Genomic DNA, 25,573 nt, shown 5'->3' with positions numbered 1-25,573 from the left:
ATCTCGGGTGCCCCCTCTCAGCTCTGCGCGGCGGCCATGATGGCCTCGTCGACGTCCCGGCCCTCGGCCTCGGCCTTGGCCATGGCCTCCAGGACCCGCCGGTAGTCCCGCGGCATGATCTTGGTGAAGCGGTGGGCGGCGTTCTCCCACTCCGCCAGCAGCTTCTCGGCGACCGTGGACCCGGTCTCGGCCAGGTGCCGTTCCACCAGGCCGCGGACGAAGTCGGCGTCCTCGCCGGTCAGCGGCTCCAGGTCGACCATCTCGGGGTTGACCCGTTCGGCGACCAGATCCAGAACGTAGGCGATGCCGCCCGACATTCCCGCCGCCAGGTTGCGGCCGGTGCGGCCCAGGATCAGCGCGCGGCCCCCGGTCATGTACTCGCAGGCGTGGTCGCCCACGCCCTCGACCACCGCGGTGGCGCCGGAGTTGCGCACGCAGAACCGCTCGCCGACCACGCCGCGGGCGAACAGCTCGCCCGAGGTGGCGCCGTACAGGATGACGTTGCCGCCGATGATCTGCTCCTCGGCCGCGAACGCCGCGTCCTCGTGCGGCCGCACGGTGAGGCGCCCGCCCGACAGGCCCTTGCCGACGTAGTCGTTGGCGTCGCCGGTCAGCCGCAGCGTGATGCCGCGCGGGACGAACGCGCCGAACGAGTTGCCCGCCGACCCGGTGAAGGTGACGTCGATGGTGTCGTCGGGCAGCCCCTCGCCGCCCCACTTCTTGGTCACCTCGTGGCCCAGCATGGTGCCGACGGTCCGGTTGACGTTGCGGATCGGCAGGTCGAGGGTGACCTTGTCGCCGAACGCGATCGCGCCCTCGGCCAGCTGGATCAGCGTGTTGTCCAGCGCCTTCTCCAGCCCGTGGTCCTGGACGGTGGTGCGCCGCAGCGCCGCGCCCTCGGGCACCTCGCTGGGACGGTGCAGGATCGGCGACAGGTCAAGCCCGGACGCCTTCCAGTGCTCCACCGCCCGCCGCGGGTCGATCATCTCGACGTGGCCGATGGCCTCGTCCAGCGACCGGAAGCCCAGCGCGGCCAGGTACTCGCGGACCTCCTCGGCGATGAACTCGAAGAAGTTGACCACGAACTCGGCCTTGCCGGTGAACCGCCGGCGCAGCACCGGGTTCTGGGTGGCCACGCCGACCGGGCAGGTGTCCAGGTGGCAGACCCGCATCATCACGCAGCCGGACACCACCAGCGGCGCGGTGGCGAAGCCGTACTCCTCGGCGCCCAGCAGCGCCGCGATGACCACGTCCCGGCCGGTCTTCATCTGCCCGTCGGTCTGCACCACGATCCGGTCGCGCAGGCCGTTGAGCAGCAGCGTCTGCTGGGTCTCGGCGAGGCCGAGCTCCCAGGGCGCGCCGGCGTGCTTCAGCGAGGTCAGCGGGGACGCGCCGGTGCCGCCGTCGTGCCCGGAGATCAGCACCACGTCCGCGTGCGCCTTGGAGACGCCCGCGGCGACCGTGCCGACGCCGACCTCCGCGACCAGCTTCACGTGCACCCGGGAGGCCGGGTTGGCGTTCTTCAGGTCGTGGATGAGCTGCGCCAGGTCCTCGATCGAGTAGATGTCGTGGTGCGGCGGCGGCGAGATCAGGCCCACGCCCGGGGTGGAGTGCCGGGTCTTGGCGATCCACGGGTAGACCTTGTGGCCGGGCAGCTGCCCGCCCTCGCCGGGCTTGGCGCCCTGCGCCATCTTGATCTGGATGTCGTCGGAGTTGGTCAGGTACTCCGAGGTCACCCCGAACCGTCCCGACGCCACCTGCTTGATCGCGCTGCGCCGCAGGTCGCCGTTCTCGTCGGGGGTGAACCGCCGCGGGTCCTCGCCGCCCTCGCCGGTGTTGGACTTGCCGCCCAGCCGGTTCATCGCGATCGCGAGGGTCTCGTGCGCCTCCGCCGAGATCGACCCGTACGACATCGCGCCGGTGGAGAACCGCCTGACGATCTCCGCGACCGGCTCGACCTCCTCGATCGGCACCGGGGGCCGCTCGCCCTCGCGCAGGTCGAACAGGCCGCGCAGCGTCATCAGCGCCTCGGCCTGGGAGTCCACCGAGGAGGTGTACTCCTTGAAGATCTCGTACCGGCGGGTCCGGGTGGCGTGCTGCAGCTTGAACACCGTGTCCGGGTTGAACAGGTGCTTCTCGCCCTCGCGCCGCCACTGGTACTCGCCGCCGACCTCCAGGGTGCGGTGCGGCGCCTCGTTGCCGTTCGGCGGGTAGGCGCGGCGGTGCCGCTCGGCGACCTCGCGGGCCAGCACGTCGTAGCCGACGCCGCCCAGCCGGGAGGTGGTGCCGGTGAAGCAGCGGCCGATGACGTCCTCGCCCAGGCCGATGGCCTCGAAGATCTGCGCCCCGGTGTAGGACGCGACCGTCGACACCCCCATCTTGGACATGACCTTCAGGACGCCCTTGCCGTACGCCTTGATCAGGTTGCGGACGGCGAGGTCCGGGTCCAGGCCGGTGATCTCGCCGGTGCCGATGAGGTCCTCGATGGTCTCCTGGGCCAGGTACGGGTTGATCGCGGACGCGCCGTACCCGATCAGCAGCGCCATGTGGTGGCACTCGCGGGCCTCGCCGGTCTCGATCACCAGGCCGACCTGGGTGCGGGTCTTCTCCCGGATCAGGTGGTGGTGCACCGCGCCGGTGAGCAGCAGCGACGGGATCGCGGCGCGGGAGGCGTCCGAGCCCCGGTCCGAGAGGACGATGATCCGCGCGCCCTCGGAGATCGCGCGGGAGACCTCGGAGCAGATCTCCTCGAGCCGGTGCTCCAGGGCCTCGCCGCCGCCGGCGACGTCGTACAGGCCGTGCACCACGTGGGCGCGCAGATGCGGCAGGTCGCCCTCGTCGTCGATATGGATGATCTTGGAGAGTTCGTCGTTGCCCAGGACGGGGGTGGGCAGCACCAGCCGCCGGCACGACTCCGGCCCCGGCTCCAGCAGGTTGCCCTCCGGCCCGAGCGTGGACTGCAGCGAGGTGACCAGCTCCTCGCGGATCGCGTCCAGCGGCGGATTGGTGACCTGCGCGAACAGCTGCTTGAAGTAGTCGAACAGCAGCCGGGGGCGCTCGGAGAGCACCGCGATGGGGGTGTCGGTGCCCATCGAGCCGATCGGCTCGGCGCCGGCCCTGGCCATCGGGGTCAGGATGATCCGCTGCTCTTCGAGGGTGTAGCCGAAGCTCTGCTGCCGCTTGACCAGCGTCTCGTGGGTCGGGATCTCCCGCTCGCGCTGCGGCAGCTCCTCGAACCGGACCAGGCCCTCGTGCAGCCACTCGCCGTACGGGTGCGCGGCGGCCAGCTCGGCCTTGACCTCGTCGTCCTCGACGATCCGGCCGGCCTCGGTGTCGACCACGAAGATCTTGCCGGGCTGCAGGCGGCCCTTGCGGACCACCTTGTCGGACGGGATGTCGAGCACGCCGGCCTCGCTGGCCAGCACGACGAAGCCCTCGTCGGTCACCCAGTACCGGCCGGGGCGCAGCCCGTTGCGGTCCAGGACGGCGCCGACGACGGTCCCGTCGGTGAAGGTCACGCTGGCGGGGCCGTCCCAGGCCTCCATCAGCGTGGAGTGGAACTCGTAGAAGGCCCGGCGGGCCGGGTCCATCTCGGTGTGGTTCTCCCACGCCTCCGGGATCATCATCAGGACGGCGTGCGGCAGCGACCGGCCGCCCAGGTGCAGCAGCTCCAGGCACTCGTCGAACGAGGCGGTGTCGCTGGCCTCGATGTCGATCACCGGGTAGATCCGGGACAGGTCGCCGGGGATCAGGTCCGACTTCAGCAGCGCCTCGCGGGCCCGCATCCAGTTCCGGTTCCCCTTGACCGTGTTGATCTCGCCGTTGTGCGCGATGAACCGGTACGGGTGCGCCAGCTCCCAGGCCGGGAAGGTGTTGGTCGAGAACCGCGAGTGCACCAGCGCGATCGCGCTGGCGAACCGGCGGTCCGACAGGTCGGGGAAGAACGGCTCCAGCTGCGGGGTGGTCAGCATCCCCTTGTAGACCAGGGTGCGGCTGGAGAGGCTGGGGAAGTAGACGGGGACGTCCTGCTCGGCGCGCTCGCGCATGCAGAACACGGCCCGGTCCAGCTCCAGACCGGTCTTGCCGGCGTGCGGGCCGTCCTCGGCGGGCGCGGCGAACATCTGCGCGAAGTGCGGCATCGCCCTGCGCGCCGCCGGGCCCGCGAAGTCGGGGTCGTGCGGCAGCTCGCGCCAGCCCAGGACCGTCAGGCCCTCCTCGGCGCACAGCTTCTCGACGTGCGCGACCGTGCCGGCGCGCTCCTCGGCGTCCGCGGGCAGGAACGCGATGCCCGCGGCGTACGAGCCGGCCTCCGGCAGCGCGAAGTCCACGACCTCGCGGAAGAAGGCGTCGGGGATCTGGACCAGGATGCCGACGCCGTCGCCGTCGTCCGGCTCCGCGCCGACGGCCCCGCGGTGGTCCAGGTTCTTCAGGACGGTCAGGGCGTTCTGAATGATGTCATGGCTCTTGCGACCGTGCAGGTCCGCCACCATGCCGACACCGCAGGCGTCGTGCTCGTTGGCCGGGTCGTAGAGCCCCTGGTTCGGAGGCAGGCCCGGTCCGAGGGCAGCAGCAGCCATCAACCCTCCCGTCGTCGTTCGTGTCACTGCTTCGATGACTTGATGTCAATCTCGATGTCAGTGCAGTCTCGGGACGACGCTGGCCCTGCTGCGGTGTGAAGACATTACCTCACTGCCGGGATCATGCCCGTCTGCACCAGATCGCGAAACTTCCTCGCGCGCCGGCCTCGGGACAATGAACCCTGGAGTGGTTTAGACCAGGATACCGGGCATATTTTTCACCAAATCGCCCTGACCTCGGTGATCATCCTCACGGTGGGTGCATGTTTACCCGGTGACAGCGGAAACATGCGTGCAACCCGGGACGAACCCGAACCAATGAGCTCCGTGTCAGGAGCCGGGCGGGGTCGCCGGCGGGGTCGCGCGGGCCGCCCGTCCCAGGGCCGACGGCGCCTTCCCGCCCTCGATGAGCAGGGACAGCAGGGTCTCGTCCTCGGCGTCGCCCTGGCCGTCCAGACGCTGTGCCCACGCCACGACCGCGTAGTGGCCCATCGCCAGGCCGCGGGCCGCGGTGAAGCCCTGCCCGAACCGGTCCAGCGGCGCCTGCGCGGGCAGCGGCCGCACGAACCCGCCGCCGCTGCCGAGCGCCCCGACCAGGCGGTCGGCGTCCTGCTTGCCGGCCAGGTTGAAGACCGCGACGGTCAGCGCGTGCCCCTTGGCGGCGTCGTCCCCGGACGCGGCGTACACGCCCCGCACGGCCTGGGTGCACTGGCCGCGGCGCAGCTCGCCGCCGATGCCCGAACCCCAGACGGCCGCCGAGCAGTCACCGTCCAGCCGCTTGTCCTTCAGCGAGAGTTTCAGCTCGGCGCCGGGCGCCCGGACCTCCAGCTCCTGCGCGGCGGCCGGGAACGCCTCCTCGATCGTCAGCGGCGCGGGATCCTGGGCGCGCTGCTCGATCGCCGCGTACGCCCCGGTGGACGGGGAACTGGAGTAGGAGGACGGCGACGCGCCGCTGTCGGCCGGGCGGCCCACGGCCGAGCCCGGCGCCGTCCGCGCCGGCGGGTCCTCGCCCCCGGTGAGCGTCACCACCGCCAGGGCCAGGACCATCACCAGGCCGAGACCGCCGGCGGCGATGAAGTAGATCTTGGGCGACAGCCCGCTCACCCCGCTCAGCACGCCCGGAAGCCTTCGGTACGTTCCATTGTCACCCGGGGCGGCGGGTGCTGCGGCGGCGGTGCGGTCCCGTCCCTTCGCCGCCTTCTGCTTCGGCGGCTTGGACGCTTTGGGAGGCTTGGGGGGCTTGGCGGGGCGGGACGGCCTGGACGGCCTGGGGGGCTTGGGCTGCTGCTGGGCGTTCCGAGGCGCCTGGGCCCCGTCACGTCCGCGGGGGCCGCGTCCACCGGGGGCGGGACGCCCGCCCCTCGGGCGTGGAACGCGCTGGGCGCCGCTGTCCTGCGGCGCGGCGGGACGCTCGGGACGGTCGGCCTCCCGGCCCCGTCGCCGCGCCTCGGGCCGGCGCCCGTCACGGGAACGTGGCTCGGCGCCGCGCTCGACGGGCGCCCGCGGCTCGGGCGGGCGGGGCCTGGGAGCCGCGCCCCGCGGCCCGGAGGGGGCTCCCCCGCCGCCACCCGGCCCGGGGCCGGGGCCTGGACCGCGCCGGTCCTCGCGGCCGTCGCGGCGCTCGGGAGCGCGCGGACGCGGGACGCGCCCGCGCGGGGCCTCGTCCCGGTCCCGCGGGCCGTACTCGGAAGCGGCCGAACGCGGGTCCGGCTGGCCCCCGCGGCGCGGACGCGGCGCACCACGGCCCGGTAGGGGCCGCGGGCCCGTACGGCGAGGGTCCTGGCCGCGCTCGCGCTCGTCCTGCGGGCCGCGTCGGCGGGGTTCGTACCGGTCCACGGTGGCCCGGGCTAACGGACGCGCGCCGGGAGGCCCGGCGGGATGCGGCCGGTCAACGCGGGGTCCCGTCCACCAGCTCCAGGCGGCCCCACACGAAGTCGGCGGGCTTCTCGATCGCCAGGCTCGCGTCGATCATCTCGTTGAGCGAGGCGGGCTGGACCCCGCCGGCGCGCTGCACCCAGGTCACGATGGCGTAGTGGCCGTACGCCTGGGCGTACGCGGCGCTGAACCCGGCATGGAAGTCGGGGGTGCCCGGGGCGGTCAGCGGGTAGACGAACCCCGCACCGGTCGCCGGGTCGAGGTCGCGCACGATCTGCTCGGCGCCCTCCTGGCTCGCCAGGTTGATCGCGACGAACTGGCCGACGTGCTTGCGGTCCTGGCTCACGTACGCGCCGCGCGCGATCTGCGAGCACTGGTACTTGGCCAGGTCGCCCTGCAGGCGCTGGCCCCACGTCACGGCCTTGCAGTCACCCGCCAGCTGCGAGGCGGCGAGGGAGAACGAGTACTTCTGGTAGGCGACGGTCTTGACGTCGGCCGGGAACGCCTCGCCCTGGGTGATCGGCCGCTGGTCGGCGGCGCGCTGGGCCAGCTTCGCCATGTCCTTGTCGGCCATCTGCGGCGTGTAGGCCACCGGGGTGAGCCGGGCGCCGTTGCCGGGGGCGGCCGACTCCTTCTCCTCGTCGCCGCCGAGCAGGAAGAACGCGGCCGCTCCGGCGACGGCCAGGACCACCACGACCGCCGCGACGATGATGACCGGCGTCCGCGATCCGGAGGACTTGGCGCGGCGGCGCGGCCCGTCCCTGTCCTCCGGCCGGAGGTCCTGCCCGCCCTTCGGGCGCGATGCCTGGGATGCACCTGTGTCACGAGCCTCGATCACAGTCCGGGAGCTTAGCGGGCCCGGTCCCCCTCGCGGGCCCAAAAGGCCGTTTCGCCCAGATTCCGGCGGAGGACCTCGCCGAACGGCGCCGTCAGAGGCCGCTGGTGCCGATCAGCGCGCCGACCCCGTAGGTGATCGCCGCGGCGGCGGCGCCGAACGCCAGCTGCCGCAGGCCGCCGAACCACCACGGCCGGGTGGTCACCCGGGCCACCAGCGCCCCCGCGCCGAACAGCCCCAGCGCCGCCAGCACCGCGGCGGGCCACAGCGTCCCGGCGCCGAACAGGTAGGGCAGCACCGGCAGCAGCGCGCCGACCGCGAAGGACAGGAACGACGAGCCCGCCGCCAGCACCGGCGAGGGCAGTTCGCCCGGCGCCACGCCCAGCTCCTCCCTGGCGTGCATCTCCAGGGCCTCCTCCGGGTCGCGCGACAGCTGCCGGGCGACCTCGGCGGCCAGGTCGGGGTCGACGCCGCGGCCGATGAACACCTCGGCCAGCTCCTGCTGCTCGGCGCGCGGGTGCCGGGCCAGCTCCAGCCGTTCCACCTCGATCTCGGCCTCGGCCAGCTCCGACTGCGAGGCCACGGAGATGTACTCCCCCGCCGCCATCGAGAACGCGCCCGCCGCCAGGCCCGCCAGCCCGGCCAGCAGCACGACCTCCCGCGAGGCCTGGCCGCCCGCGACGCCGGCGATCAGCGCGAAGTTGGACACCAGCCCGTCCATCGCGCCGAACACCGCGGGCCGCAGCCAGCCGCCGGTGACATCGGCGTGCTTGTGATGGTTCTCGGCGGTCACTGCGGCCCCTTCACCGGGCTTACTTCGGGTCCTTGACGGGCTCCCCCTTGTCCGCGCCGGCCTTGCCCTGCGCGGGCTCGTCCTGCTGGGGCTCGTCCTGCGCGGGTTCGTCCTTGACGGGCTCGTCCTTGACGGGCTCGTCCCGCGCGGTGTCGGCGGAGTCCGGGTGAGCATCATTCTGGCCGGTCGCCGGCTCCGCGCCGTCCTCGGGGTCGGCCTTCGTCTCGGGCTCGGGCTCGGGCTCGGTCGCAGTCTCGGTCGCGGGCTCCGGCTCGGGTTCGGGCTCCGGCTCGGGCTTGGGCTCGTCCTCGGCGACCGCTTCCTTCTCCGGGGCCGGGTCCGGGTCCGAGTCTTCCGAGGGGGCGGGCTTCTCGCCCTCCCCGGTAGAGGTCTCCTTCGCCTCGGAGTCCGACGGCTTCTCCGGCTTCTCGGAAGTCTCCGGCTTCTCCGGCTTCTCCATGTCCGGCCCGCTCCCGGCGGGCTCCGGGCCGTCGCCCTTCGTCCCGTCGGACGCGGCGGCGCCGACGTTCTCCGGGCCGGTCTTGTCGCGGGCCCAGTAGATGTAGCCGACCGCGCCGAGGAAGACGAGGAGGGCGGTCCAGTCGTTCAGGCGCATGCCCAGGATGTGGTGCGCGTCGTCGATCCGCAGCCACTCGATCCAGAACCGCCCGACGGTGTAGCCCGCCACGTAGAGGGCGAAGGTCCGGCCGTGGGTGAGCTTGTAGCGCTTGCCCGCCCAGATGACCAGGACGGCGACGCCGATGCACCACAGCGACTCGTACAGGAACGTGGGGTGGTAGGTGGCGATGTCGGCGTACTTCGGGTCGAGGCTGGCGTCCTCGAGGCGCGGCCGGTGCGCCTGGTCGATCTCCAGGGCCCAGAACGTGTCCAGCGGACGCCCGTACAGCTCCTGGTTCCAGTAGTTGCCCCAGCGGCCGATGCCCTGCGCGAGGGCGATGCCGGGGGCGACCGCGTCGCCCAGGGCGGCCACGGAGACCCCGAGCCGGCGGCAGCCGATCATCGCACCGACGGCGCCCAGCAGGACGGCGCCCCAGATGCCCAGGCCGCCCTCCCAGATCTTCAGGGCGTCCACCGGGTCGCGGCCCTCGCCGAAGTACCGCTGGTAGTCGGTGACGACGTGGTAGAGCCGCCCGCCGACCAGGCCGAACGGGACCGCCCACACGGCGACGTCGATGACGACCCCGGGCGTGCCCCCCTTGGCGGCCCAGCGCCGCTCGCCCAGCCAGACCGCGACGACGATGCCAATGATGATCATCAGGGCGTACGCGCGGATCGGGACGAAGCCCAGATGCCAGACGCCCTGGGACGGACTCGGGATGAAGGCCACCGGGTGCATGGGCGTTGACGTTACCGCCTCCGGCGGGGCCCGTGCCCACCGGACGGGCACAGGACGCGATCACAATTCGGCGCGCCCGTCCGCCGGGGCGCCCGCGGATCAGCCGTGCCGGGCGTCATGCACGGCCCTTTCGAACGCCGCCCGGTTCCGCAGGTGGGTCGAGGGGTCGAGCGGCATGCCGTCGAGGAAGGCCGCCGGAACGCTCCGCACCCCGCGGACGTCGGCCGCGTACCTGGTCAGCTGCTCCACCATGGGCGTCCGGGTGCCGCGGTGCACGCAGGCGGCGAAGGCCCGGCCGGTGATCCCGGCACGGGCGCCCAGGGCGATCAGCTGCTCGGGCGGCGGGGCGTGCGCGCCCTCGCGGGGCTGATGGGCGAAGAGGGCGTCGTGGTAGGGGTACCAGCTGCGGGCGGGCGCGCACAGCGCGGCGTTCGCGGCGCCGCCGGCCACCGCGGAGCCGGGCGGGGCGGAGCCGTCCGGCACCGGGGGCTCGGCCAGGCCGCGGGCGGCGCCCGGGTCCACCGGTCCGCCGGTGGCGCCCGGCTCGACGGGCCCGCCGGTCGAGCCCGGGTAGCGCGGTTCCACGGGCCCGCCGGTGGAGCCCGGGTAGCCCGGGTCTCCGGGGACGCCGGTCCCGTCCGGGGGCGCCGGGACGTCGGGCGCGGCGGGCGTCACCGGGGCGGGCGCGGGACCGCCGCCCGGCGGGTAGGTCGCGCCGCCGTCGGCGGGCAACTCGATCGCGCGGTAGACGACGCGGAGCCGCCCGCGCGAGGCCAGCCCCTTGATCACCGGGCCGATGGCGTCCTCGACGCGCTTGCACTCCGCGCACCGGTAGTCGGTGAAGACCTCGAGCAGGGGGGCGCTCTCGTCCCCCCACACCACCACGGACGAGCCGTCCGAGGCGCGGGTCACCGGCGGCGGCGGCCCGTCGTAGCCCGTCGCGACCATCGCGCCCGGCTCGTCGTCCCGGTCCCGCAGGACGGCCAGCGCCGCCGGCACGATGGCGATCATCACACCGGCCGCGAGCACGGCGAACAGGCGGCGCCGGCCCTCGCCCGCCGGGTTCCGGTACGGCGGGCTCCCGGGTGCCAACGTGCTCATCGTTCCCCCGATCGATGCGCGTGCGCGCATGTCGAGGCTAACGAAGCGGTTGCGCGGGGAAAGGCATCCGGCGGTGAAGAGAGCGCAAAACGGAGGGCGCCGCGGACCCGTCCCGCGGGTCCGCGGCGCCCCTCGCGCGGCCGGTCACCCGGCCCAGGTCACCGTTAACGGGCGCCCTTGGCGTCGGCGACGGCCTTCTCCAGGGCGGCCGGGCTGCCGAGCTCGTTCTCCAGCTTGCGGTTGTTCAGGAACACCGTCGGGGTGCTGTTGACCTTGCGGGTCTCCAGCGCGTACTTGGTCATCGAGTCGACCTGCGGCTTCTTCTGCTGGTCGGTGACGCACTTCTCGAAGCCGGCGTCGGTCACGCCGACGTCCTTGCCCCAGGCGGCCAGGTCCTTGGCCGCGAAGCCCTCCGAGCCCTCCTGCGGCTGGAACTTGAACAGCGCGTCATGGTAGGAGAGCCACTTGTCGGCCGGGACGCACAGCGCGGCCGCCGCCGACCGCATCGAGTTGCCCTTGATGGGCTCGCGCTGCTCGCCGAACAGGTGGAACGGGTAGTAGACGACCTTGACCTTGCCCTCGGAGGCCAGCTGCTTGACCGTCTTGCCGGTGCTCTCCTCGAACTGCTTGCACGCCGGGCACTGGAAGTCCTCGAAGATCTCCAGCGTCGGCGCGGTCACGCCCGCCTTGGCCATCACGATCGAGCCGTCGGCCTGCCGGCTCAGCGGGGCCTGCGGACCGGTGTAGGGAGCGGCCGTCTGGTCGCGCTTGCCCCGCTGGTCCAGGACGATCACGGTGACCACCACGACCAGCGCCACCGCGACCACCGCGCCGAGCACGACGGCCAGCAGCCGGCGTTGCTTCGCGCGCGCCGCCTGGCGCCTGCGCTCGGCGGCCAGCCGCTCGCGCGCGGTCCGCTCTCGTGCGGCCTTGCTCATGTGGATCTCTCCTATGGGGACGCCGCGCGGGCTCCGGCGCGCGCGGACGGGGCGGTTCCGGCCCGGCGGCCCTCCGGCCGGCCGGCGCCGGGCGATCTCGCTAGCCGGCTCGCGGGCTAGTCGACATGGCCGATCCGCCGGAACTCATCGAACAGGACAAGGACGAACAGCAGGATAGTGACGATGTGCACGGCGGTGCACCAGAGGCAGATCTTGTGCAGGATGGCCAGTTCGGCCGTCACCAGGTACACCACGAACAGCAGCCCCACGCAGACGCTGCCGAGCCGGCCCCAGCGGAACGCCGGGGCGTCCGACCGCAGCGCGGCCGGGGTGATCAGCACGGCGAAGCCGACGAAGAAGGCCAGGCCCAGCAGTGGCAGCGGGATCCCCAGCAGCTCGCTGTACTTGCTCGTGGTGACCGAGTGGCAGTCCACGGTGGAGGTGGTGGTGCAGACCAGCGCCTCCTTCTGGTAGTGGGCCACCGTCAGGTAGGCGGAGACCGCCAGGCCGGCGAGCGTGAGCACCCACGCCGCGACCGGGAACCACCGCGGGCGCGCGGGCGGCGCGGACGGCTCCTCGCCGTCCCGCACCTCGGCGTGCTGCACCATCACTGATCCTTCCGCGAGCGAGCGCACATCACCAAAAGCCGTCCGGGAGCGCCGGTGCGGGCAGGGCGCCCGCCTCCGGCGGGACTCAACCTTAGGGGACGCCGCATAAAATCCGCGTTCGAACACGGCGCGCCCGGCCGGTCCCGGCCCTCGGCCGGTCGCCGGTCCCGGGGCCGAGCATACGACCCGACCGGACTCCTGCCGACCCCCCGCCGGGCGCGAACGGACCGGAACGCACCGAAACGGCCTCGCCCGGAACGCACCCGGGAACGGAACGGCCCGGCCCCTCGGCGAGGGACCGGGCCGACGTGGAAACGCTCCGGAGAAGGCGGCGCCCGGGTCAGCGAGGTGCCGGGTTGCGGACGCCCTCGGCCAGCTCCGTCGTCAGGACGCGCAGCTCCTTCAGCCCGGTGGGCAGGTCGGGCGCGTCCAGGATGCGGCGGACGAACGCCGACCCGACGATGACGCCGTCGGCGAACCCGGCGACCTCGGCGGCCTGGGCGCCGTTGCCGACGCCCAGCCCCAGCCCGACCGGCAGCGCGGACCCGGCGCCGGCGAGGGCGGCGCGGGTGCGCTCGACCAGCCGCGGCGCCCCGGTGTCGACCGCGCTGCGGGCGCCGGTGACGCCCATCAGCGACGCGGCGTAGACGAACCCCCGGGACACTTGGGTGATCTTGGCGATGCGCTCGTCGGTGGAGCTCAGCGCGACCAGGAACACCCGGTCGAGGCCGTGCTCGTCGGAGGCCTCCAGCCAGGGCCCGGCCTCCTCCGGCGTGAGGTCGGGGGTGATCAGGCCCGACCCGCCGGCCGACTTCAGGTCGCGGGCGAAGGCGTCGACGCCGTACCGGTCGACCGGGTTCCAGTACGTCATGACGAGGGTGGCCACGCCGGTGGCGGCCACCGCCTCGACCGTGCGGAACACGTCGGCGACCCGGACGCCGCCGAGCAGCGCCTGGTGGACGGCGTCCTGGATGGTGGGGCCGTCCACCATCGGATCGGAGTAGGGCAGGCCGATCTCGATGACGTCGCAGCCCGCGTCGACCATGACCTTGATCGCCTCGACGGCCCCCTCGTAGCTGGGGAATCCCGCGGGGAGGTAGCCGACCAGCGCGGCGCGCCCCTCGCCCCGGGCCTTGTCGAAGGCGGCCCGCACCGCGCCGGGCGCCTCGATCGCGCTCACTGGGCCGCTCCTTCCGGCATGAGGCCGAAGTACTCGGCGGCGGTGTGCATGTCCTTGTCGCCGCGGCCGGACAGGCAGACCACCACGAGGCCGTCCGGCCCCAGCTCGCGCCCGACCTTGAGGGCGCCGGCCAGGGCGTGCGCGGACTCGATGGCCGGGATGATGCCCTCGGTGCGGCACAGCAGCGCGAAGGCCTCCATCGCCTCGGCGTCGGTGATCGGCCGGTACTCGGCGCGGCCGGTGTCGTGCAGCCACGAGTGCTCGGGGCCGACACCGGGGTAGTCGAGCCCGGCGGAGATCGAGTGCGACTCGACGGTCTGGCCGTCCTCGTCCTGCAGCAGGTAGGTGCGCATGCCGTGGATCACGCCGGCCCGGCCGGCGGAGATCGTCGCGGCGTGCCGGCCGGTCTCGACGCCGTCGCCGGCGGCCTCGAAGCCGCACAGCCGGACGGACTCGTCGCCGACGAAGGCGTGGAAGGCGCCGATGGAGTTGGAGCCGCCGCCCACGCAGGCGACCACCGCGTCGGGCAGCCGGCCGGCGAGCTCCAGCACCTGCGCCCGCGCCTCGACGCCGATGACGCGCTGCAGCTCGCGCACCATCATCGGGAACGGGTGCGGGCCCATGGTGGAGCCGACGCAGTAGTGGGTGCGGTCGACGGTGGCGACCCAGTCGCGGAACGCCTCGTTGCAGGCGTCCTTGAGGGTGCGGCTGCCGGTGCGGACCGGGACGACCTCGGCGCCCAGCATCCGCATCCGGGCGACGTTGAGGGCCTGCCGCTCGGTGTCGACCTCGCCCATGAAGACCGTGCAGTCGAGGCCGAGCAGGGCGGCGGCGGTGGCGGTGGCGACGCCGTGCTGGCCGGCCCCGGTCTCGGCGATCACCCGGGTCTTGCCCATCCGGCGGGCGAGCAGCGCCTGGCCCAGCACGTTGTTGATCTTGTGCGAGCCGGTGTGGTTGAGGTCCTCGCGCTTGAGCAGGATCCGGGCGCCGCCGGCCCGCTCGCCGAAGCGCTCGGCCTCGGTCAGCAGGCTGGGGCGGCCGGCGTAGTTCCTGAGCAGGTCGTCGAGTTCGGCGGTGAAGGCCGGGTCGTTGCGGGCGGTCTCGAACTCGCGGGTCAGCTCGTCGAGCGCGGCCATCAGGGCCTCGGGGGCGAACCGCCCGCCGTAGAGGCCGAAGTGGCCGGACGCGTCCGGGACGGCGGCCGCGGGTCCGCCCGCGGTGTCGGTGGTCATCAGAGTGCGGTCCTGTCGCAGGTGTGGTGGGTCGATCGGGTCACGGAGACGTCTGATCGGCCCGCCATCGTTCGCGCAGGGACAGGGCCGGACCCCGCCCGGGGCCCGTTCGCTCGGATGACTCGGTGTTCATGCCCGTACTTTACCGGTGCTCAGCCGCTCTGGCGCAGCGCCGGGTGGGCGCCGGCCGCCACCAGGTCGGCGACGGCGGTGCGCGGGTCCCTGCCGATGACCAGGCTCTCCCCCACCAGCACGGCGTCGGCGCCGGAGGAGGCGTAGGCCAGCAGGTCGTGCGGGCCGCGCACCCCGGACTCGGCGATCTTGACCACGTCCTTGGGGATCAGCGGCGCCAGCCGGGCGAACACGCCCCGGTCGACCTGGAGGGTCTTCAGGTCGCGGGCGTTGATCCCGATGACCTTGGCGCCCGCGTCCAGCGCGCGCCGCACCTCCTCCTCGGTGTGCGCCTCCACCAGCGGCAGCAGCCCGATCGACTGGGCCCGCTCGACCAGCGAGACCAGCGCGTCCTGCTCCAGCGCGGCGACGATCAGCAGCGCCACGTCGGCGCCGTGGGCGCGCGCCTCCCACAGCTGGTAGGCGGTGACGATGAAGTCCTTGCGCAGCACCGCGATGTCGACGTTGGCGCGCACCGCGGCCAGGTCGTCCAGGCTGCCGCCGAAGCGGCGGCGCTCGGTCAGCACGCTGATCACCTTGGCGCCGCCGGACTCGTAGTCGCGGGCGAGCGCGGCCGGGTCGGCGATGGCGGCCAGCGCGCCCTTGGACGGGCTGCTGCGCTTCACCTCGGCGATCACCCCGACGCCGGGGCCGCGCAGGGCGCCCAGCGCGTCGCGCGGGGGCGGGGCCGCGGCGGCCTTCTCCTTGAGGGCGGCGAGCGGAACCTCCCGCTGCCGTTCGGCGAGATCGGCCCGGACGCCTTCGATGATCTCGTCGAGCACGCTGCCGGTCTGCCCGCTCACGCTGCACCTCCCGCCGCTCGCCTCCGACGCGCCGGACGGCTCCGGCCGATCCGGCCGTTGCCGCGCACCTCCGGCTCACACACGCGGGGCCCCCATATGGTCAGGTCGTTCCGTGCACCGATCGTAGCCGCCCCCTCCGACGGTCCACGCACCCGCCCTGAGCCTCGGGCCGGACGGGGCGGTCCGCGCACGGGGGCCGGCGCGGGGCTACGGCGCCAGAACCTGCGCGAACGGCAGGTTCCGCAGGATCCAGTAGAGCCCGAGAACGCCCAGGAAGGCGTAGAGCACCCGGGGGCGCAGCAGCACGGAACGCATCGGGACGCCCCGGGCCGCGCTGACCGTCCAGCGGATCCACAGGTAGGCGAAGACCGGCAGCAGCAGCATGACGAGGGGGTTCATCCCGAACGCCTGGCCCACGTCGCCGTGCATCAGGGAGTGGGTCATGCGCAGGCCCCCGCACCCGGGGCAGTACCACCCGGTCAGCCCCAGGGACGGGCACGTGGGGTAGTGGCCGGGCTCGTGCGGGTCCACGAACGCCACCAGGACCGCCCCGACGGCCGCCGCGGCCCCCACGCCCAGCGGTCGCAGCAGCGCGCCTCCGCGCCTCTGCGTGCGTCCGGCGGGCGGTCCTTGTACGGGAGTGCTGCCTGTCACGCCGCCCAGCCTAGGCGTCCAGGACGTACCCCACGCCGCGCACGGTCCGGATGGGGCTTCCCTCGCCCAGCTTGGAGCGCAGCTGGGCGATGTGGACGTCCACGGTGCGGCTCCCGGCGCCCGCGCCCGGCCCCCAGGCCGCGTCGAGGAGCTGCTCGCGGGTGAAGACCCGCCCGGCGTTCCCCATGAGGAACTCCAGAAGGTCGAACTCGGTGACGGTGAGGGCGACGGAACGCTCCCCGACGGCGACCGTGCGGGCGCGCGGGTCCATGGCCACCGTCCCCGCCCGGAGCGTTCCCGGGGGCGGGCCGGGCCCATCACCGCGCAGGGCGTCCCCCACGGCGCTCACCAGCACTCTGGGGCTGAACGGCCTGGTCACCCTGTGCTCGCCCAGGCCGCGGGCGGCCGCGGGCTCCAGCGGGCCGGTCACGGCCACGACGGGGGCGCTCCCCGCCGCCTCGGCCACGCGCCGGTAGAGGTCGGTGGGCAGCGCGGCGGTGGACAGGTCCAGGACGACCACATCCGGCCGCAGCCGCCCGGCGGCCGACGCCGCACGCGCCGGGTCGGTCTCCAGCTCGATCTCGTAGCCCTCGCGGGCGAGATAGCGGCGCTCCAGCTCGGCGACGCCCTCGTCGTGCTCGACCAGCAGGACCAGGCCGCCGCCCCCTCCCTCGAGGTTCATGGGCGGCGGTCGCCGGACGCGGGGCGGGCCGCCGCGGAAGAGGCGGTCGGGTCTTCGCCGCGGTCGAGCGACTTCCACAGGCTCGCGGGGTCGTCGGCCGCTCCGGTGCGGTCTTCGGCCGGGCGCTCGGCGCCGCCGGAGCCGACAGGGCCGTCGTCGGAGCCGTCGCCGGGGCCGCTGCCAGGGCCCTCGCCGGCGGGACGCGGGGAGGCGGAGGCCGGCGCGCGCTCGTACCGCGCCGACATGCCCGGCCAGCGGGCGCCGCGCAGCACGGTGACCGCGCCCGCGGCCACCAGGAGCAGCCCCCCGGCCAGCGACACCGCCCACCAGGGCCCGACCTCGACGGACAGGTTCCCGCCCAGCCGCAGCAGGGCGCTCTTCTCGCCCGCGGCGGCCAGCACGTCGGACCGCTGGACGACCGTCACCGAGCCGTACCCGATGCCCGCCCCGAACAGGGCCAGCAGCACGCCCACGCCCGCGCGCACACGGCCCTGGGTGGCGAACAGCGCGGCGAGCCCGGCCAGGGCGGCCCAGCCCAGGGCGCCCGCGGCGCCGCCCAGGTCACGGCCGGTGAGGTCCTGGGCGAAGGGCGTGATGGCGTCCTGGGCCCGCACGGTCGCCCAGGGGCGCCCGGCGGCCAGCAGCGCGAGCCCGGCGCCGCCTGCGCACAGCAGCGCGGCCAGGCCGCGCTCACGGCTGGGGCTCACGGGCTCTCGGAACCTCCCGGGGCGGCGGGCCTCTCCCCGACGACCGGCTCGAGCACGTCGGCGTCCCAGCAGGTGCGGTCGCCGGTGTGGCAGGCGGCGCCGACCTGGTCGACCTTCACCAGGATCGCGTCGCCGTCGCAGTCGAGCGCGACCGACTTGACCCACTGCTGGTGCCCGGAGCTCTCGCCCTTCACCCAGTACTCCTGGCGGCTGCGCGACCAGTAGGTGCAGCGGCCGGTGGTCAGGGTGCGGTGCAGGGCCTCGTCGTCCATCCAGCCCAGCATGAGCACCTCGCCGGTGTCATGCTGCTGGGCGATGGCCGGGACGAGGCCGTCCTTGGTGCGCTTGAGACGGTCAGCGATCTTGGGGTCCAGGTTGGACGCGCTAGCGGACATGCGATCCATTGTGCCTGCTCCCCCGCGCGACCCGGCACAACCCCGCCCGCGCCCGCGCGCCGTCCGCCCGCCCGCGCATACGGCAAAGCCCGCACCCCCGGCTCGGGATGCGGGCCATGCTGTAGGACTAGGGTGTAACGCGTGTTACAGGGGGACGACCTGGTCGGCCTGCGGACCCCGGTTACCCTGCGTCACTTCGAACTGGACGCGCTGGTTCTCGTCCAGCGTGCGGTACCCGGAGGACTGGATCGCCGAGTAGTGCACGAACACGTCCGGCCCACCGCCGTCGACGGCGATGAAACCGAAGCCCTTCTCGGCGTTGAACCACTTCACGGTGCCCTGCTGGGGCATGTCTTTCTCCTTGCGGCAAAACGTGGGCCCACACCTCGCGGGCCCAGCGCGGTCACTGCGGAACGCTCTCGCCTCCCGGTACGGTCCCGGAAAAGCCAAAACGCCCGCTGCCATCAGTCCGCGGGCGTCTGACAAACGATCGAGAACCACGACTGCAACCGACGGCCCCACCGTATCACCGGTTCCCCGTAAAGCGGAGGAGCTACAACCCCCCCGATTCACCTGTCGGCGAACCTTCCCGTTACCGCCCCGTTAAAGGCGCCAACCCGTCTCATGGAGGATGTCGAGGGCCTGCGGCGACCCGGTGAGGCGTACACGCGCGACATCGGCGCGCCCGAGGGCCCACAGCACCAATTCCCCCACCGGTCCGTGGACGCGGACGCCCCCTCCGGAGCGGGACGGCGGGCCCGTGCGGCCGGGCCCGGAGGCGCGACCGGCGGCGCCGCCGGGGGTTCGGCGGCCCCGCCCGGAGGAGGCCCGGGCGGTCCGGCCGTCGGGGCGGATCAAGGTGACCTCAACCGGCACTTTTCTTAGCGCAAAGCGGGCAATTTTTATCCGCCGCCACAGAAGGTCCTCCAGGGCCGGGCTCAGCGTCCGGGGCTCCCAGTCGGGACGAGCCCTGCGGACGTCCTCATGATGGACAAAGAACTCGACCGCGTTCGCGTTTTTGTCCATGACCGGAACCGCGTACGGCGACCACTTCGGAGGTCCGCGCCGAATCCGGTCCACCAGCTCCTCGAAGGCGCTCGTCCGTACCGCCCGGCGCCGTACCCGCTCCGTGTGGAAGGCCAGGAGGGGCAGCAGAATTCCCGGCCCGGCGTCCGGGCGGCCCTCCCGCACGACCAGGTGCGCGGCGAGATCGGCGGCCGTCCAGCCGGCGCATCCGGTGGGCGCGGCGGGGCCGGCCTCGGCCAGCGCGTCGCACAGCGCCGACCGCTCGTCCCGGACGGGCCGCACGGGCGCGCGCGACGGCGCAGCATCCCGCCCGAAATGCCGATTCATCCGGCGATGGTAGGCCCTGCCCCCTTCATGGGGAATAAGGGGTCTCTGCGGATGGTAGGCATGTGCACGCCCGCAACCCCGTCCAGCGCCCGGAGGGGGTCGCGCCAGGGCGTCGGCGTCTGTGTGGAGGAGTGTCCGTGCCAAGTGGGTCGACGCGTGTCAAGTCACGCATCCTCCGAGAGGGGATGCGGGTCCTGTGGGTGGCGGTGCGCGCCGAGCCCAGGGTCTTCGCGCTCTCGGTCATCGCCAGCGGCCTGTACGCCGCGATGACCGTGGGCACCGCCCGGGTCCTCGGGTGGGCCACCGAGGAGGTGATCCTCCCGGCCTTCGAGTCGGGTGACACGACGGCGGGGGCCCTGGCCTCCGCCGCGACCGCGATCCTGGCGGTCGCGCTGTTCAAGGCGCTGGGGGTGGCGGGCCGCCGCTTCTTCGCGGGGCTGATGCAGTACCGGATGCAGGCCAGGTACCGGCGCGCGGTGACCCGCCAGTACCTGCGGCTCCCCCTGGCCTGGCACCACCGGCACCCCACCGGGCAGCTGCTGTCCAACGCCAACGCCGACGTGGAGGCGTCGTGGGCGCCGATCGCGCCGCTGCCGATGGCGGTGGGCGTGGTGTTCATGCTGCTGATCGCCGCGGTCTCGATCGTGCTCACCGACGTGACGGTGGCGGTCGTCGGCTTCCTGGTGTTCCCCGCCATCGCGCTGCTCAACGTCCTCTACCAGCGCCGGCTGGCGCCCGTCGCGACCCGCGCGCAGCAGCTGCGCGCCGAGGTCAGCGAGGTGGCGCACGAGAGCTTCGAGGGCGGCCTGGTGGTCAAGACCCTCGGCCGGGAGCGGTCGGAGACCGAGCGGTTCGCCGGGGCGGCGGACGCGCTGCGGGACGCCAACATCGCGGTCGGGCGGGTCCGCGGGCTGTTCGACCCCGTGCTGGAGGCGCTGCCCAACCTGGGCGTCCTGGCCGTGCTGTGGGTCGGGTCCGTCCGGTTGCAGGGCGGCGCCATGACGGCCGGCGACCTCGTCAACGTGGCCTACCTCTTCACTCTGCTGGCCTTCCCCATCCGCGCCCTGGGGTGGGTGCTGGCGGAGGTGCCCCGCAGTGTCGTCGGATGGCGGCGGGTACGGGGCGTCCTGGACGCCGGGGGCTCCCTGCCGTACGGGGACGGTGCCCTGGACGGGGACAAGGCCGCGGAACTGGAGGTGCGCGAGGTCCGCTTCGCCTACGAGGCGCCCGTCGCACCGGCCGACGCGAACGACTCCACCGGCGACTCCGCCGGCGATGCCGGCGGCGCTCCCGCCGAGCGCGGCGACGACCTCGGGGCGCCCGAGAGGGCGGCCGCGACCGAACAGGTCAGGGTGCTCCACGACGTGAGCTTCGCCGCGGCGCCCGGCCGCACGATCGCGATCGTCGGCCCCACCGGCTCCGGGAAGTCCACGCTGACCTCGCTCCTGGTGCGGCTGGTCGACCCCGCCGACGGCTCGGTGCTGCTGGACGGGGTAGACGTGCGCGACGTCAGGCAAGGAGGGGTGGCGGAGACCGCCGCGCTGGTCCCCCAGCAGACGTTCCTGTTCGACGACGACGTGCGCGGCAACGTGACCCTCGGCCTGGACGTGCCGGACGAGCGCGTGTGGGAGGCCCTGCGCCTGGCCCAGGCGGACGGTTTCGTGGCCGCGCTCCCCGATGGCCTGCACACCGAGGTCGGCGAGCGCGGCGCGACGCTGTCGGGCGGCCAGCGCCAGCGCTTGGCCCTGGCGCGCGCCCTCGTGCGACGCCCCCGCCTGCTGGTCCTGGACGACGCCACGTCCAGTGTCGACCCCCAGGTGGAGGCCCGGATCCTGGAGGGCATCCGGGACACCCAGGAGAGCGGGGAGAACGGGGCCACCGTCGTGGTGGTCGCCTACCGGAAGGCGACGATCTCACTGGCGGACGAGGTCGTCTACATGGAGCGCGGCCGCGTCCTGGACCGCGGCGCGCACACCGAGCTGCTGGAGCGCTCCGAGGGCTACCGCAACCTCGTCAACGCCTACGAGCGCGCCGAGGCGGAGCAGGAGGCGCTGGAAGGCGACGAGGAGCCCGCCACGGAGAAGGCCCGGACAGTGACCGGCGAGGACGAGGAGCAGGGGGCGCTCGCACAATGACCACTCTCAACGAAGTGGCCGCGGGCGAGGGCGCCCTGGCCACGCTGCGGCGCGGCATCCGGCTGAGCCCCGAGTTCGGGGCCGGGCTGGCCGGGACGCTGCTGCTGGCGCTGGTGGCGACGGCGGGCCGCGTGGTGGTGCCCGTCGCGGTCCAGCAGACGATCGACCGGGGCCTGGGCGCGGCGGGCGGGCCCGACGTCGCGTTCATCCGGAACGCGGTGCTGCTGTGCGCGGTGGCGGTGCTGGCGACCGCGCTGAGCGCGTACGCGATGAACGTCCGCCTCTACCGGTCCTCCGAGACGGGGCTGGCCACGCTGCGGGTGAAGGCGTTCCGGCACGTGCACGACCTGTCGATGCTGACCCAGAGCGGCGAGCGGCGCGGCGCGCTGGTCTCGCGGGTCACCGGCGACGTGGACCAGATCAGCCAGTTCATGCAGTGGGGCGGGCTGATGATCATCGTGTCGCTGGGGCAGCTGGTGGTGGCCAGCGTGCTGATGGCGGTCTACTCCTGGCAGCTGACGCTGCTGGTGTGGGTGACGTTCCTGCCGCTGGCGTTCGCGCTGCGCTGGATCCAGCGGCTGGTGTCGGGCGCCTACACGCGGGTGCGCGAGCGCATGGGCGACCTGCTGGCAGCGGTCAGCGAGTCGGTCGTGGGGGCTCCGGTCATCCGCGCCTACGGGGCGGAGGAGCGCACCGCGCAGCGCGTGGACGAGAGCGTGGACGCGACCCGGCGGGCGCAGACGAAGGCGCAGGGACTCGTGGCGCTCACCTTCCCCACCAGCGAGCTGGTCGCGGCGACGGCCACGGCCGGGGTCGTGGTGGCCGGGACGCTGCTGGGCGTGGGCGGGCACCTGTCGGCCGGGAAGCTGGTGGCGTTCCTGTTCCTGGTGACCCTGTTCGTCAGCCCGATGCAGACGGCCACCGAGGTCCTGAACGAGGCGCAGAACGCCATCGCCGGGTGGCGGCGGGTGCTGGGCGTCCTCGACACCGAGCCCGACGTGGCCGACCCGGGCGAGGACGGGGAGGTGCTGCCGCGCGGCCCGATCGAGATCCGTTTCGAGGACGTGGGGTTCGCCTACCCCGGCGGGCCGCCCGTGCTGCACGAGGTGAACGCGGCCATCGCGCCGCGCTCCCGGGTGGCCGTGGTGGGCGAGACGGGCTCGGGCAAGACCACGTTCGCGAAGCTGCTCACGCGGCTCATGGACCCCGCGTCGGGACGCGTCCTGGTGGACGGGGTGGAGCTGGACCGGGTCCGCTTCTCCTCGCTGCGGGAGCGGATCGTGATGGTGCCGCAGGACGGGTTCCTGTTCGACGCGTCGCTGGCCGACAACGTCCGCTACGGCAGGCCGGACGCCACCGACGAGGACCTGCTGCTGGCGATGACCGAGCTGGGCCTGGCCGACTGGCTGGAGGGCCTGCCGCGGGGGCTGGAGACGCCGGTGGGGCAGCGCGGCGAGTCGCTGTCGGCCGGCGAGCGGCAGCTGGTCGCGCTGGCCCGCGCCTACATCGCCGACCCGGACCTGCTGGTGCTGGACGAGGCCACCTCGGCCGTCGACCCGGCCACCGAGGTCCGGATCCAGCGGGCGCTGGACGGGGTGACGCGGGGCCGGACGGCGATCTCGATCGCGCACCGGCTGTCGACGGCGGAGTCGGCCGACGAGGTGATCGTGTTCGACGCGGGGCGGATCGTCCAGCGCGGCCCGCACGCCGAGCTGGTCGCCCGGCCCGGGGTCTACGCGGACCTGCACGCGTCGTGGATCGCCCAGCGGGCGCTGTGATGTCCGGCCGGTGCCGCCGGCGGGGACATACCCATTGGTACTTCCCGGGGGGAGGCTTGGGGTGGCCCTGACCGGGGAAGGAGACCGGCCGATCAGGGGTAAAGCACTTGCCCGATATCTGGTCGGGTGCGCATTCTGGCGTGGTGAAGAACGAGGTCGTGATGCAATCAGCGGGCACGTTGCACGGTCAGCTGCAGCGGGGTCTGGGCAGGGCGGCGCGGCGCGCGGCCGACAAGCCGGGCGCGGGCGAGTACGTGTACGACTGCATACGCCGCGATCCGCGCTATGACCCCCAGTGCGAGACGCGCGGCCTGTATTACGCCCGGCTCATGGTCGATCTGGAGCTGCCGACGGGCCCGGTGGCCGAGCACCTCTTCGACCCGGCCGACGCCTGGCACGCCGAGGGCGACGAGTGGCGGGTCCAGCTCGCGCTGGACGTGCTGACCGAACTGGTGCGGCTGAGCCGCCGGGAGGCCGCCGGCCCGCTCCGCCAGTACGCCGAGGAGGGCGACCACTGGTTCGACGCGCTGGACGCCCTGACCGGGCTGGGCGATCCGGCGCTGGCGGCGGGCATGGACGCGCTGGTCGCGGCCAGATGCGACGAGGCCGCTTTGGACTGCCTGATCTCCGATCCGGGCAATCCGGTGATCGAGAGCTGGGCGTCCCGGCAGCCGCGGATCGCGGCGGCGCTGACCCGGGTGCGGGAGAACGGGCGGGCGCGGCGTCTCGCCGGGGTGGGCACGGGTGAGCGCGGCGACCGGTCCGAGCGGACCGAGGCCGAGCTGCTCGACATGGCCCGGCGGCGCGACGACGGCGCCGTCGCGGCCATTTTCGAACTGGGCCGCAGGCGCGCCCCCGGGTTGCTCGACCTGGCGGAGGAGATCCTGCCGCAGCGTCCCAACAGATGGGGCGGCGCGGTGTGCCGGGCATTGCGGCAGTACGGGCCCGAGGCGCTGCCGCGGGCGCGGTCCTGGGCCACCACGCGGGGCGGGTGCGCGGACATGGGCTTGAGCATCCTGGCCCGCTACGGCACCCACCAGGACATCCCCCTGTTGATGACCGAACTGCATGTCGCTTTGGAACGCCGGGACTGGGGCGGCGCCGCCGGGCCCATCGAGGGGCTGGGCAGGCTGCGCGCCGGCGAGGCCGTCCCGCTGCTGAAGACCGCTTGGACCGAGTCGACCTACTCGTATCTACGACCGCGTGTGCTCACCGCTTTGACCCGCACCGCCCCCCACACCGCCGAGTCCTACACCATCGAGGGCCTGTGGGACTGCGAGGAAGGCGTCCGGCAGGTCGCCTCCCAGACCGCCCCCCTCACCCCCGAGACCCGCATCCGGCTGCAGCGCCTGCACCACGACGACGCCGAGGAGCCCGGCGTGCGCGCCACCGCCGCGGGCCGCCTGATGTAGCGGGACCCGGCCTCATGGAGCGGGGCCCCGAACGATTCCCGCCGGGCGCTGAACCGCCGGTCCCCCGGGTGCGTACCTCCCGTCGATCACGCAAACATCGCGGGAGGACGGGCCCATGGGCTCCCTGTACCAGATGACCCCGGTCAAGGCCGCGCTGCTGTGCGGCGCCGTCATCGTGCCGCTGGCCGCCGGCTGCTCCGGCTCGTCCGGCTCGGCGTCGCACTCGGGCCACGAGGGGCCGGCCGCCAAGCCGGCCACCATCGAGCAGCTGGCCCAGAAGACCGGCTGCACGCTGGCCGGCAAGCGCAACTCCGCCGAGCTCCGGCAGGGCGCCTGCCAGACCTCGCGGGGCCGCTACACGCTGGTGAGCTTCACCGACGACAAGGGGCGCGACTCCTGGCTCACCGAGGCCAAGCCGTGGGGCGGCTCGTACCTGGTGGGGCCGCGGTGGGTGGCCGTCGCCACGCCGCCGATCCTGGAGTCGCTGCGCAAGGAGGTGGGCGGCAAGATCATCAATGGCGACCAGCACCACTCCGGCGGCTGACCCGGGCCCGTGCCGTCACCGCCGGGTACTACTTTCGTCACGCGCGGTTCCGCCTCCGGGAGGGCGAGCGGCGGGGGCGGCGCCCTCTAGACTCGCTGCCATGATCTCCCCTGTTCGACGGAAACTGGCCGTGCTCCCCCTGGTGCTGCTGCCCCTGGGCGCGGCCGCGGCGTGCAGCAGCGAGAACGCGACGACGGACTGCACGGTCAACGCGTGCACCGTGACTTTCAACCGCGGCGTCGACGCGAGCGCGTCCATCCTCGGGGTGAAGGCCGAGCTGGTCAGCGTGCAGGGCCAGAACGTGACGATGAAGGTCGCCGGACAGCAGATCACCGTTCCGGTGGGCGAGGGCGAGCAGGCCGACGGGTTCGACGTGTCGGTCCAGTCGGTCACCCAGGACAACGTGGTCGTCAAGATCTCCAACGGCGGCGGCGGCTGATCCC

At 73.7% G+C, this 25,573-nt stretch carries 22 protein-coding genes; 5 read left to right on the top strand and 17 right to left on the bottom strand.

What is annotated here, in order from left to right:
- Positions 1-17: 17 nt before the first annotated feature.
- The 17 genes from gltB to ACZ466_RS37265 all read right to left on the bottom strand — a co-directional run bounded on the left by gltB (position 18) and on the right by ACZ466_RS37265 (position 19,261).
- Positions 18-4,577, bottom strand: a complete 4,560-nt coding sequence (gltB, locus tag ACZ466_RS37345; protein WP_378286987.1) for a glutamate synthase large subunit — start codon at positions 4,575-4,577, stop codon at positions 18-20.
- 330 nt (positions 4,578-4,907) lie between these two features.
- On the bottom strand, positions 4,908-5,693 hold the full coding sequence (locus tag ACZ466_RS37340) for a hypothetical protein (RefSeq protein ID WP_378286988.1): 786 nt from the start codon (positions 5,691-5,693) through the stop codon (positions 4,908-4,910).
- A 772-nt stretch (positions 5,694-6,465) separates the two neighbouring features.
- Positions 6,466-7,290, bottom strand: coding sequence for a hypothetical protein (locus ACZ466_RS37335; RefSeq protein ID WP_378286989.1), 825 nt, complete (start codon positions 7,288-7,290; stop codon positions 6,466-6,468).
- 91 nt (positions 7,291-7,381) lie between these two features.
- Positions 7,382-8,080 (bottom strand): VIT1/CCC1 transporter family protein, encoded by a 699-nt coding sequence (locus ACZ466_RS37330; RefSeq protein ID WP_378286990.1) that lies wholly within the window; start codon positions 8,078-8,080, stop codon positions 7,382-7,384.
- Positions 8,081-8,099: 19 nt separating this feature from the next.
- Entirely contained in the window at positions 8,100-9,437 is a 1,338-nt protein-coding gene (gene lgt, locus ACZ466_RS37325) for a prolipoprotein diacylglyceryl transferase (protein WP_378286991.1), read from the bottom strand.
- 99 nt (positions 9,438-9,536) lie between these two features.
- Entirely contained in the window at positions 9,537-10,538 is a 1,002-nt protein-coding gene (locus tag ACZ466_RS37320) for a DsbA family protein (RefSeq protein WP_378286992.1), read from the bottom strand.
- Positions 10,539-10,702: 164 nt separating this feature from the next.
- Positions 10,703-11,476 carry a DsbA family protein gene (locus ACZ466_RS37315; protein WP_378286993.1) on the bottom strand — a complete coding sequence of 258 codons (774 nt, stop codon included), beginning with the start codon at positions 11,474-11,476 and terminating at the stop codon, positions 10,703-10,705.
- Between the two features lie 116 nt (positions 11,477-11,592).
- A complete protein-coding gene (locus ACZ466_RS37310) occupies positions 11,593-12,084 on the bottom strand; it encodes a vitamin K epoxide reductase family protein (protein ID WP_378286994.1) in 492 nt (163 codons plus the stop codon).
- Between the two features lie 340 nt (positions 12,085-12,424).
- Entirely contained in the window at positions 12,425-13,255 is an 831-nt protein-coding gene (trpA, locus tag ACZ466_RS37305; RefSeq protein ID WP_378287047.1) for a tryptophan synthase subunit alpha, read from the bottom strand.
- A 5-nt stretch (positions 13,256-13,260) separates the two neighbouring features.
- On the bottom strand, positions 13,261-14,496 hold the full coding sequence (gene trpB, locus ACZ466_RS37300; RefSeq protein ID WP_378286995.1) for a tryptophan synthase subunit beta: 1,236 nt from the start codon (positions 14,494-14,496) through the stop codon (positions 13,261-13,263).
- Between the two features lie 152 nt (positions 14,497-14,648).
- Entirely contained in the window at positions 14,649-15,470 is an 822-nt protein-coding gene (gene trpC, locus ACZ466_RS37295) for an indole-3-glycerol phosphate synthase TrpC (RefSeq protein ID WP_378286996.1), read from the bottom strand.
- Positions 15,471-15,677: 207 nt separating this feature from the next.
- Entirely contained in the window at positions 15,678-16,124 is a 447-nt protein-coding gene (locus ACZ466_RS37290) for a DUF2752 domain-containing protein (RefSeq protein ID WP_378286997.1), read from the bottom strand.
- A gap of 10 nt (positions 16,125-16,134) precedes the next feature.
- Positions 16,135-16,806 carry a response regulator transcription factor gene (locus tag ACZ466_RS37285; RefSeq protein WP_378286998.1) on the bottom strand — a complete coding sequence of 224 codons (672 nt, stop codon included), beginning with the start codon at positions 16,804-16,806 and terminating at the stop codon, positions 16,135-16,137.
- Positions 16,803-17,513: a Trp biosynthesis-associated membrane protein gene (locus ACZ466_RS37280; protein WP_378286999.1), complete on the bottom strand. Its 711-nt coding sequence runs from the start codon at positions 17,511-17,513 to the stop codon at positions 16,803-16,805. Before ACZ466_RS37280 ends, ACZ466_RS37285 begins: the two co-directional genes overlap by 4 nt.
- Entirely contained in the window at positions 17,510-17,908 is a 399-nt protein-coding gene (hisI, locus tag ACZ466_RS37275) for a phosphoribosyl-AMP cyclohydrolase (RefSeq protein ID WP_378287000.1), read from the bottom strand. The genes ACZ466_RS37280 and hisI overlap by 4 nt, the downstream gene beginning before the upstream one ends.
- Before the next feature lie 144 nt (positions 17,909-18,052).
- Positions 18,053-18,259: a cold-shock protein gene (locus ACZ466_RS37270; protein ID WP_018657218.1), complete on the bottom strand. Its 207-nt coding sequence runs from the start codon at positions 18,257-18,259 to the stop codon at positions 18,053-18,055.
- A gap of 252 nt (positions 18,260-18,511) precedes the next feature.
- On the bottom strand, positions 18,512-19,261 hold the full coding sequence (locus ACZ466_RS37265; RefSeq protein WP_378287001.1) for a TIGR03085 family metal-binding protein: 750 nt from the start codon (positions 19,259-19,261) through the stop codon (positions 18,512-18,514).
- Between the two features lie 185 nt (positions 19,262-19,446).
- Here ACZ466_RS37265 and ACZ466_RS37260 point away from each other — a divergent pair, with 185 nt between their 5' ends.
- The 5 genes from ACZ466_RS37260 to ACZ466_RS37240 all read left to right on the top strand — a co-directional run bounded on the left by ACZ466_RS37260 (position 19,447) and on the right by ACZ466_RS37240 (position 25,569).
- On the top strand, positions 19,447-21,396 hold the full coding sequence (locus ACZ466_RS37260) for an ABC transporter ATP-binding protein (protein ID WP_378287002.1): 1,950 nt from the start codon (positions 19,447-19,449) through the stop codon (positions 21,394-21,396).
- On the top strand, positions 21,393-23,174 hold the full coding sequence (locus ACZ466_RS37255) for an ABC transporter ATP-binding protein (protein WP_378287003.1): 1,782 nt from the start codon (positions 21,393-21,395) through the stop codon (positions 23,172-23,174). The genes ACZ466_RS37260 and ACZ466_RS37255 overlap by 4 nt, the downstream gene beginning before the upstream one ends.
- Before the next feature lie 143 nt (positions 23,175-23,317).
- Entirely contained in the window at positions 23,318-24,586 is a 1,269-nt protein-coding gene (locus tag ACZ466_RS37250; RefSeq protein ID WP_378287004.1) for a hypothetical protein, read from the top strand.
- A 115-nt stretch (positions 24,587-24,701) separates the two neighbouring features.
- Positions 24,702-25,130: a hypothetical protein gene (locus tag ACZ466_RS37245; protein ID WP_378287006.1), complete on the top strand. Its 429-nt coding sequence runs from the start codon at positions 24,702-24,704 to the stop codon at positions 25,128-25,130.
- A gap of 100 nt (positions 25,131-25,230) precedes the next feature.
- Positions 25,231-25,569: a hypothetical protein gene (locus ACZ466_RS37240; protein ID WP_378287007.1), complete on the top strand. Its 339-nt coding sequence runs from the start codon at positions 25,231-25,233 to the stop codon at positions 25,567-25,569.
- Positions 25,570-25,573: the final 4 nt, after the last annotated feature.

Source organism: Actinomadura rugatobispora, assembly GCF_055379765.1.
This window is presented reverse-complemented; position numbering and strand designations above follow the sequence as displayed.

What these genes read in the sequence shown, in the direction of transcription:
- ACZ466_RS37245 (WP_378287006.1), top strand. Translation starts at nt 24,702, where the DNA reads ATGGGCTCCCTGTACCAGATGACCCCGGTCAAGGCCGCGCTGCTGTGC.
- ACZ466_RS37255 (WP_378287003.1), top strand. Translation starts at nt 21,393, where the DNA reads ATGACCACTCTCAACGAAGTGGCCGCGGGCGAGGGCGCCCTGGCCACG.
- ACZ466_RS37270 (WP_018657218.1), bottom strand. Translation starts at nt 18,259, where the DNA reads ATGCCCCAGCAGGGCACCGTGAAGTGGTTCAACGCCGAGAAGGGCTTC.
- ACZ466_RS37265 (WP_378287001.1), bottom strand. Translation starts at nt 19,261, where the DNA reads ATGAATCGGCATTTCGGGCGGGATGCTGCGCCGTCGCGCGCGCCCGTG.
- ACZ466_RS37240 (WP_378287007.1), top strand. Translation starts at nt 25,231, where the DNA reads ATGATCTCCCCTGTTCGACGGAAACTGGCCGTGCTCCCCCTGGTGCTG.
- ACZ466_RS37285 (WP_378286998.1), bottom strand. Translation starts at nt 16,806, where the DNA reads ATGAACCTCGAGGGAGGGGGCGGCGGCCTGGTCCTGCTGGTCGAGCAC.
- gltB (WP_378286987.1), bottom strand. Translation starts at nt 4,577, where the DNA reads ATGGCTGCTGCTGCCCTCGGACCGGGCCTGCCTCCGAACCAGGGGCTC.
- ACZ466_RS37320 (WP_378286992.1), bottom strand. Translation starts at nt 10,538, where the DNA reads ATGAGCACGTTGGCACCCGGGAGCCCGCCGTACCGGAACCCGGCGGGC.
- ACZ466_RS37315 (WP_378286993.1), bottom strand. Translation starts at nt 11,476, where the DNA reads ATGAGCAAGGCCGCACGAGAGCGGACCGCGCGCGAGCGGCTGGCCGCC.
- lgt (WP_378286991.1), bottom strand. Translation starts at nt 9,437, where the DNA reads ATGCACCCGGTGGCCTTCATCCCGAGTCCGTCCCAGGGCGTCTGGCAT.
- hisI (WP_378287000.1), bottom strand. Translation starts at nt 17,908, where the DNA reads ATGTCCGCTAGCGCGTCCAACCTGGACCCCAAGATCGCTGACCGTCTC.
- trpB (WP_378286995.1), bottom strand. Translation starts at nt 14,496, where the DNA reads ATGACCACCGACACCGCGGGCGGACCCGCGGCCGCCGTCCCGGACGCG.
- ACZ466_RS37310 (WP_378286994.1), bottom strand. Translation starts at nt 12,084, where the DNA reads ATGGTGCAGCACGCCGAGGTGCGGGACGGCGAGGAGCCGTCCGCGCCG.
- ACZ466_RS37260 (WP_378287002.1), top strand. Translation starts at nt 19,447, where the DNA reads ATGCGGGTCCTGTGGGTGGCGGTGCGCGCCGAGCCCAGGGTCTTCGCG.